Origin of the sequence: Clostridium sp. UBA6640 (assembly GCF_002455975.1) — a bacterium.
In the GTDB taxonomy this organism is placed as follows: domain Bacteria; phylum Bacillota; class Clostridia; order Clostridiales; family Clostridiaceae; genus Clostridium_J.
The window spans coordinates 14088-21982 of record NZ_DKLM01000020.1 but is presented as its reverse complement, the minus strand read 5'-3'; the positions used below and the strand labels follow the sequence as shown (position 1 = coordinate 21982).

The window sequence follows — 7895 nt, the reverse complement described above, 5'->3', positions numbered from 1 at the left end:
TTTCATCCCTAATTCTTCATTCTTCATTATTAATTCTTAATTTCTAAGGATTTAAGCTATTTTATAGAAAACTTATTTTCCAAAGTATACTTTAAGTTTTCACATCATATCGCTATAATCACCACTTTTTTATATATTATATTGATAATAATAGCATAATAATCTTCCATTATATAGTTTTCTATTTTTATCTGCTTTTCTTCCAAAACATTTTTGGAAATCTTCATATGAAGTAAGTATGTAACAAGACCAATCATTTAGGTCACTATACACCTTTGAAAAGTCCCTATATAAATTTTTAACTTCATCTTCTTCTAAAAGTCTTTCACCATAAGGAGGATTAGTAATTATTATCCCACGTTTTTTCTTTGAACTAAAGCTTTGCATAGGAAGTCTTTGGAACTTTATACAGTCATCTACTCCAGCTTTAATTGCATTGTTCATAGCCGTTCTCAATACTCTACCATCTATGTCTGAGGCTAAAATTTCAAGTTCACTATTATTTTCTGCACTTTTAGCACCTTGCCTAACCTGATCCCAAACTTCTTTATCAAAATTAGGCCAGTTCTCACTTTCAAATTTTCTATTTACACCTGGTGCAATATTTCTAGCAATCATAGCTGCTTCTATTGCAATAGTTCCAGATCCACAGAGAGGATCTGCTAAAATTCTTGATCCATCATATTTACTTAATAATACCATTGCTGCAGCTAAGGTCTCCTTAAGTGGTGCTGATCCTGCATTTTCTCTATATCCTCTTTTATGTAAACCTGCTCCTGAAGTATCTATTGAAAGTGTAGCTAAATCTTTTAACAGAGCTATTTCTATTTTATAAATTGGTCCATCTTCACTAAACCAATTAGTATTGTACTTTTCCTTCATTTTTTCTACTATTGCCTTTTTAACAATACTTTGACAGTCTGGCACACTAAAAAGAGTAGACTTAACTGACTTTCCTATTACGTGCATTTTCCCATCTTGTGGTATTAACTCTCCCCAATCTACCTTTAAAGTTCCTTGAAAAAGCTCTTCAAAGGTCGTCGCCTTAAATTCTGCCATTTTAATAAATACTCTCTCAGCAGTTCTAAGATGAATATTACAAATAGCAATATCCATCTCATCTCCTTCAAAAGTTACTTTTCCATTTTCCACCTTTAAATCTTCATAACCTAACTCTTTAAGTTCTTTAGCAGTTATAGCTTCTAATCCAAAGGTAGTAGTAGCAACAATCGTATACATCATAAGTTTTCTCCTAGCTTTCTAAAATTTTTACTGAATCCTCTCCATCAAATTCCTCAATCATAACAGATATAATTTCTTTTTTTGATGTAGGTATATTCTTTCCAACGTAATCTGCTCTTATTGGTAGCTCCCTATGTCCTCTATCTACTAAAACAGCCAGCTGAATCATTTCTGGACGTCCTAAATCGATTATAGCATCAATGGCAGCTCTTGCAGTTCTTCCGGTATATAAAACATCATCAACCAATATTATCTTTTTACCTTCAATAGGTACATTTATGTTTTTATCATTTAATCTAGGTTCTGGCGAAATCATTGTTAAATCATCTCTATATAAGGTTACATCTACGCTTCCAACTTCTAATCTTGTTCCTTCGAAAACTTCAATTAAATCTGCAAGTCTTTCAGCTATAGGCACTCCTCTACTTTTTATACCTACCAATACTAAATTATCAATTCCTTTATTTTTTTCAATTATTTCATGAGCTACTCTTGTCAAAGTTCTTTTTATTGCCGTCTTATCTAATAATACAGATTTAAATTCCACAATAACCACTCCTTATATATCACTTTTTCTTAAATTTCCAATTAAATCCTCAAAATATTTTGGTATATTTGAAGTAAATTTCATATATTCATTTGTAGTAGGATGTATAAATCCTAATTCTTTAGCATGTAATACTTGTCCTTGTAATTTAAACTTTTGTTTCTTAAATCCATATACTGTATCTCCCACTAAGGGATGACCTATATAAGCCATATGTACTCTAATTTGATGTGTTCTACCTGTTTCTAAATTGCACCTCACCAAGGTATAATGATTAAATCTTTCTAAAACTTTATAATGAGTTGTAGCTTCCTTACCATTATTTTTTACCACTGCCATTTTAATTCTTTCCACAGGATGTCTTCCTATTGGAGCATTTATAGTACCACTATCTTCTTTTAGCTTACCTTCTACTAAGGCATAGTATGTTCTTGTCATACTATGTTCCTTAAGTTGTTCTGCTAGCTTATTATGAGCATTATCATTTTTAGCTATAACTAGAATCCCTGAAGTATCTTTATCAATACGATGTACTATACCTGGCCTTACAACTCCGTTAATTCCTGACAGATCATTACAATGGTATAATAGTGCATTTACTAAAGTACCACTATAATTCCCTGGTGCTGGATGCACCACCATATCCTGAGGCTTATTTATCACTATAACGTCATTATCTTCATAAAGAATATCAAGAGGTATATCTTCCTTTTCTACCTCCAAAGTTGTAGCTTCTGGAATCTCTATAATAACTGAATCATTTAATTTAAGTTTATAATTACTTTTTTTAAATTTTTCATTAACCTTAACCTTTTCTTCTTCAATCAACCCTTGAACATAAGAACGAGATTTACCTTCTAACCTCTCTGAGATAAATACATCTAGCCTTTTATTTATATCATTTTCTTTTACTTCTAATCTTTCTATTTTCATTAAACTTCGTTCCTTATTATACAAATTATTAGTCCTATTGTTCCTAAAGTTACAAATATATCTGCCACATTAAACGTTGGAAAATGATAAACATCTTTATAATGTACCAAGATAAAATCTACAACATATTTATAAACTACCCTATCATAAAAATTACCTATAGCTCCTGATATTATCATAGCAAAGCTTATTCTAGTTAAAAGAGATTTAGGTTTATATTTAATTAGATAAAATAATATAACTCCTATAACTAAAAAAGTAGTAATTACTAAGAACCATACCTTATTTTGAAGCATTCCAAAAGCTGCTCCTCTATTTTCTAAATACTCAAAGGAAAGTAGATTTTTTATTATTTCTATTCCTTCATTATTTTTTAAAACCTTTAGTGCCCATATTTTAGATAATCTATCTAAAATCATGCCTAAAAATATAATTATAAATTCTAACGCCATAGTTGCTCCCCCTAGAGTNNGATAGCCTAGCTATCAGAAATATTATATAAATAAATTTTTAGTCTGGTAATTGATTTTTATACTGTTCATTACTAATTAAATCCATATGATCTACATAATAATTGTCATCATCATAATCTTCATCATATACATTATCCATAGCATTAAATCTAGCTACTGCTTGATAGCTATCTTCTGCATCAAATCCTACTAAAGATGTATTATCATTAAAGCCATATCTAAAAGGAAGTCCTAATACTCTCTCTTCTGAAGGCCTATTATTAATATCATCAGGAACAGCATCATTTGTGCTATTTTGACAATGTACACAGTGTTCAGCATAAGGAATAAATTCTAGCCTTCCTTGTGGTATAGGCTTCTTACATATTTTGCAGTTGCCATATTCTCCACTTTCTATGTTTTTAAGTGCATTATCTATTTTATTTAAAATAGCTACTTCATTGCCCTTAAGCGCCCTATCTCTCTGTATATCAACTAGATTTCCTGCTGCATCTGCTCCATGATTATCATAATGTGAAAGCTCAGAAGACATCTCCACATTTGAATTTACAGTCCCATTGCTTTCAATTTGATCTATTATCTGATTTACCTTGTTCTTTTCCTTTAATAACTTATCTCTAAAATAATTAAGCCTAGTTTTGTCCATTTTTATCCACTCCTCAAATAAAAGCTAATAAATTTACTACTCTTAATTATTTTCTCAATATAACTAAATTTTATTACAATTCATCAATTATATTTATAATATTTTTAAAACACATTAATGAATTAGGAAAGGAAACATTGCTGCATTGATAATCACCAATAGTAGTTATTCCTCTATTCCTCATAGAGGCTATTAAAAAGGCTAGTGCAATTCTGTGATCCTTATAAGAATTTATATAGACATCTTTTTTAATATAATGATTTAATCCTAATATTTCAATATTATTATCATTATAACATGCCTCTACTCCTAAATTCTCTAAGTTGTTTATTATAGCTTCTATCCTGTTACACTCCTTATATTTTAGCTCCTCTATTTCTTTAAATACAGTTTTTCCACTACTAAAGGCTGCAACCACACTTAACATTGGTATTTCATCTATAATACTAGGTATATCTTCACTCTCTACAATTACTCCATTTAAATTACTACTATAAACTGTAACATCTCCTACAGGTTCCTCATTTATATAACCTTTATTACTTACCGTAATTTTGCCACCCATTTTTTTTAGGATTTCAATATACTTTATTCTTCCACTATTTAATAGAACATTTTCAATTTTTATAGAAGATTTTTCTCCTAATAAGGTTGCTCCAATCAAGAAAGCTGCTGAAGAAGGATCTCCAGGGACAAATATATCCTTTGAATCCATGGATGAATTCTCTATAAAAATACTGTTTTCTTTTTTTTCAATATGGCATCCTAGATATTTAAACATATTTTCTGTATGATCTCTAGTAGGTATCTTTTCTATGACTTCTGTTCTTCCTTTTGATAAATATCCTCCAATTAAAATACAGGATTTTACTTGTGCAGATGCAACAGGAAGCTCATATTTAATACTTTTTAATCCATTATTTTTTTTAAATTCCAAAGGAAGTTTTTCATCTTTACAACAAATATTTGCTCCCATTAATCTTAAAGGCTCTACAATTCTTTTCATTGGTCTATTACTCAATGAATTATCTCCAATTAGTGTAGTTTCTATATTACATCCACTTAAAAGCCCACTTAGCAATCTTGCGGAAGTTCCAGAATTGTTCACGTTTAAAACTTCTACTTTATCATTGAAATTTTTATAACCTGGCGAAGTTACAGATAGTTTATCTTCATGTAAAACAATATCAACTCCTAATTTCTTCATACATTGAGCTGTTGATAAACAATCTTCACTAAGTGGGAAATTATAAATATCATAATTCCCCTTTGGTATAGAACCAATTATTAAGGATCTATGTGCAATAGATTTATCTCCAGGTACATTAATAATTAAATCTTTAAACTTCTTATATCCTTCAACTACTAAATCCATAGAGTTATATCTCCTAAAAAATATTTTTTAACTCATTAACTTTTGAAACTATAGATTTCATTATATCCATAGATACGGTTTGCTTTGAATCAGAAATTGCCTTATCTGGCTCTATATGACTTTCTATCATAACTCCATCAGCTCCACTAGCAATACTTGCTATAGCCATTCTTTCTACTAGTTCTCTTCTACCTGTTCCATGACTAGGATCTACAATTATTGGTATTCTACATTTTTCTTTTATTACCGCTACGCTATTCAAATCTAAAGTATTTCTGGTATAAGTTTCAAAGGATCTAATACCTCTTTCACAAAGCACTACACTTTCATTTCCACTAGACATAATATATTCTGCAGCATTGAGCCACTCAGTTAATGTAGCACTCATACCTCTTTTTAATAATATAGGTAAATTACACTTACCTAATTCTTTAAGCAATGTATAATTGTACATATTTCTTGACCCTACTTGTATCATATCTATATAATCTATACATTTTTCAATATCTCTTGCATCCATTATTTCTGTTACTATAGGCATGTTAAACTCTTTTCCTACCTCATGAAGAATTTTTATACCTTCATATTTAAGTCCTTGAAAATCGTAAGGAGAAGTTCGAGGTTTAAAGGCTCCTCCTCTTAAAATATGTACTCCCATATCTTTTAAGTTCTTTCCAATTTCTTTCATAGTATCATAATTTTCCACGGAACAAGGACCAGATATTATTATTTTTTCTTTCTCACCAATAGTTATATCTTTTACTTTAACTGTTATTTTAGGACCGCTATTATTTCCTACTAATAAATTTTCCATAAGATGCTCACCTACATAGCTCTTAACATGCTTTTTAATATGTTGTTGGAGTTTTCTACTGCTATGTCTTTAAATTTCTCATAATCCATATGAGCACCATTATTTGCATTATCTGATATAGATCGTATTATTATAAAAGGAATGTTATTTAAATGCGCAACATGAGCTATACTAGCACCTTCCATTTCGCATGCTAAAGCTTCAAATTCATTTTTTAACCATCTAATTTTCTCTACATCTGCAATAAATTGATCCCCTGATACTATTCTTCCAACAAAACTTTTATGGTCCTTAAGGTCTTTGCAAGCCCCTTTTGCACATTTTATAAGTTCACTATCACATTTAAAATCAAAAACATCCATTCGTGGAATCTGTCCTATCTTGTCTCCGAAAGCTGAAGTATCCATATCATGTTGAACTAAGTCACTAGCAATTACTATATCCCCTGGATATATTTCTTCCCCTATACCTCCAGCTATTCCAACATTTATAACAGCATTTGCCTTATAATCATCTACTAATATTTGAGTACAAACAGCTGCATTTACTTTACCTATTCCACTCTTTACAATTACTACTTCTTTGCCAAAAATCCTACCTTTATTAAAACACATATTTGCCTTTTCAATTTTGCTTTCAACCTGCATTTCATCTATTAAAATTTGTACCTCTTCTTCCATGGCACCTATTATTCCAATTGTCATATTAATAACTCCTTCCTATACTTTCCTTTAATGCTTCTATTATTTCCTTTTCACTAACATCTATTTTTATTTTACAAGCACCAACATCTTCTAGTAATGTAAACTTTATATTATTACCTTCCATTTTCTTATCATGCTTTATAGAATACAAAAACAAGTCTAAATTGTCAACTTTGTAAAAGGTTTCTATATTCATTTTTTTATAGAGATCTTCTATCTCTTTATAGACATTTGCATTCGAATTTAATTTCATTTCAGATATTTTTATGGAAGCTAAACTACCGAGCGCTACTGCTATACCATGTGGAACTAAATAATTTGAATCTGATTCTATAGCATGCCCTATAGTATGTCCAAAATTTAACACATTTCTATGTCCTAGATCCTGGTAATCTTTTTCAACTACTGAAGCCTTAATTTTCAAACATTCTTTAACTATATATAATAATTTATCATTTTCTAATTCCATTATAGCTTTAACATTTTCTTTTATATACTTTAATAGCTCTGGACTTTCTATAAGACCATATTTTATAACTTCACCAAGGCCACTTATAAACTGCAATTTATTTAAAGTCTTTAGAAAGTTAACTGAAACAAAGACAAATATAGGATCATAAAAACAACCTATAGCATTTTTAATTCCCTTTATATTATAAGCTACTTTACCGCCTATAGCACTATCTACCTGAGATATTAGTGTAGTAGGCACATTTATATATTTTATACCTCTCATAAATGTTGCAGCTACAAACCCAACTATATCTCCAACAATACCTCCACCAAAAGCAATTAATATACTATTTCGATCTGCATTATTTTCCATTAAAAAATTATAAATTTTTTCTACAGTTTTATACGTTTTATTTTCTTCTCCCTGATTAAAAACAAAAATCTTATAATTATAATTTTTCATCAGTAATTTTAGCTCTTTTTCATACAATGAATAAACTTTATCATCAGTTATTATATAAAATTTATCTGTACTTTTTAATTTATGCTCATTAAAAGCTAAAAATATTTTACTAATATCATTATCTATATAAACCTTATAATTTTTGTTTTTATTATTTATACAGATTTCTTTCATATACCTTCTCCTTAAAAACTACATCTATAGGGTTCCTTAATGAAAATCTAATTTATGCATGATTTTAATTT

The 7895-nt window shown here is 29.4% G+C and carries 9 protein-coding genes; all 9 read right to left on the bottom strand.

All coding sequences use genetic code 11. From position 1 onward, the window contains the following. Positions 1–129: 129 nt before the first annotated feature. The 9 genes from B2W91_RS02700 to aroB all read right to left on the bottom strand — a co-directional run bounded on the left by B2W91_RS02700 (position 130) and on the right by aroB (position 7824). Positions 130–1242, bottom strand: coding sequence for a THUMP domain-containing class I SAM-dependent RNA methyltransferase (locus B2W91_RS02700; protein ID WP_291578744.1), 1113 nt, complete (start codon positions 1240–1242; stop codon positions 130–132). A gap of 10 nt (positions 1243–1252) precedes the next feature. After that, positions 1253–1789 carry a bifunctional pyr operon transcriptional regulator/uracil phosphoribosyltransferase PyrR gene (gene pyrR / locus B2W91_RS02695; RefSeq protein WP_291578743.1) on the bottom strand — a complete coding sequence of 179 codons (537 nt, stop codon included), beginning with the start codon at positions 1787–1789 and terminating at the stop codon, positions 1253–1255. 12 nt (positions 1790–1801) lie between these two features. Beyond that, complete coding sequence (locus B2W91_RS02690) at positions 1802–2722, bottom strand: RluA family pseudouridine synthase (protein WP_291578742.1); 921 nt, start codon at positions 2720–2722, stop codon at positions 1802–1804. After that, positions 2722–3174 carry a signal peptidase II gene (lspA, locus tag B2W91_RS02685; protein ID WP_291578741.1) on the bottom strand — a complete coding sequence of 151 codons (453 nt, stop codon included), beginning with the start codon at positions 3172–3174 and terminating at the stop codon, positions 2722–2724. Before lspA ends, B2W91_RS02690 begins: the two co-directional genes overlap by 1 nt. A 58-nt stretch (positions 3175–3232) precedes the next feature. Next, positions 3233–3841, bottom strand: coding sequence for a TraR/DksA C4-type zinc finger protein (locus B2W91_RS02680; RefSeq protein ID WP_291578740.1), 609 nt, complete (start codon positions 3839–3841; stop codon positions 3233–3235). Between the two features lie 73 nt (positions 3842–3914). After that, positions 3915–5216, bottom strand: a complete 1302-nt coding sequence (gene aroA / locus B2W91_RS02675) for a 3-phosphoshikimate 1-carboxyvinyltransferase (protein ID WP_291578739.1) — start codon at positions 5214–5216, stop codon at positions 3915–3917. A gap of 13 nt (positions 5217–5229) precedes the next feature. Further along, positions 5230–6030, bottom strand: coding sequence for a 3-deoxy-7-phosphoheptulonate synthase (gene aroF, locus B2W91_RS02670; RefSeq protein ID WP_291578738.1), 801 nt, complete (start codon positions 6028–6030; stop codon positions 5230–5232). Positions 6031–6041: 11 nt separating this feature from the next. Then, positions 6042–6734, bottom strand: a complete 693-nt coding sequence (locus B2W91_RS02665; protein ID WP_291578737.1) for a 5'-methylthioadenosine/adenosylhomocysteine nucleosidase — start codon at positions 6732–6734, stop codon at positions 6042–6044. 1 nt (position 6735) lies between these two features. Then, on the bottom strand, positions 6736–7824 hold the full coding sequence (gene aroB, locus B2W91_RS02660) for a 3-dehydroquinate synthase (protein WP_291578736.1): 1089 nt from the start codon (positions 7822–7824) through the stop codon (positions 6736–6738). Positions 7825–7895: the final 71 nt, after the last annotated feature.

Coding starts and splice junctions, on each gene's coding strand:
- B2W91_RS02700 (WP_291578744.1), bottom strand. CDS start 1,242: ATGATGTATACGATTGTTGCTACTACTACCTTTGGATTAGAAGCTATA.
- B2W91_RS02690 (WP_291578742.1), bottom strand. CDS start 2,722: ATGAAAATAGAAAGATTAGAAGTAAAAGAAAATGATATAAATAAAAGG.
- lspA (WP_291578741.1), bottom strand. CDS start 3,174: ATGGCGTTAGAATTTATAATTATATTTTTAGGCATGATTTTAGATAGA.
- B2W91_RS02680 (WP_291578740.1), bottom strand. CDS start 3,841: ATGGACAAAACTAGGCTTAATTATTTTAGAGATAAGTTATTAAAGGAA.
- aroA (WP_291578739.1), bottom strand. CDS start 5,216: ATGGATTTAGTAGTTGAAGGATATAAGAAGTTTAAAGATTTAATTATT.
- aroF (WP_291578738.1), bottom strand. CDS start 6,030: ATGGAAAATTTATTAGTAGGAAATAATAGCGGTCCTAAAATAACAGTT.
- B2W91_RS02665 (WP_291578737.1), bottom strand. CDS start 6,734: ATGACAATTGGAATAATAGGTGCCATGGAAGAAGAGGTACAAATTTTA.
- aroB (WP_291578736.1), bottom strand. CDS start 7,824: ATGAAAGAAATCTGTATAAATAATAAAAACAAAAATTATAAGGTTTAT.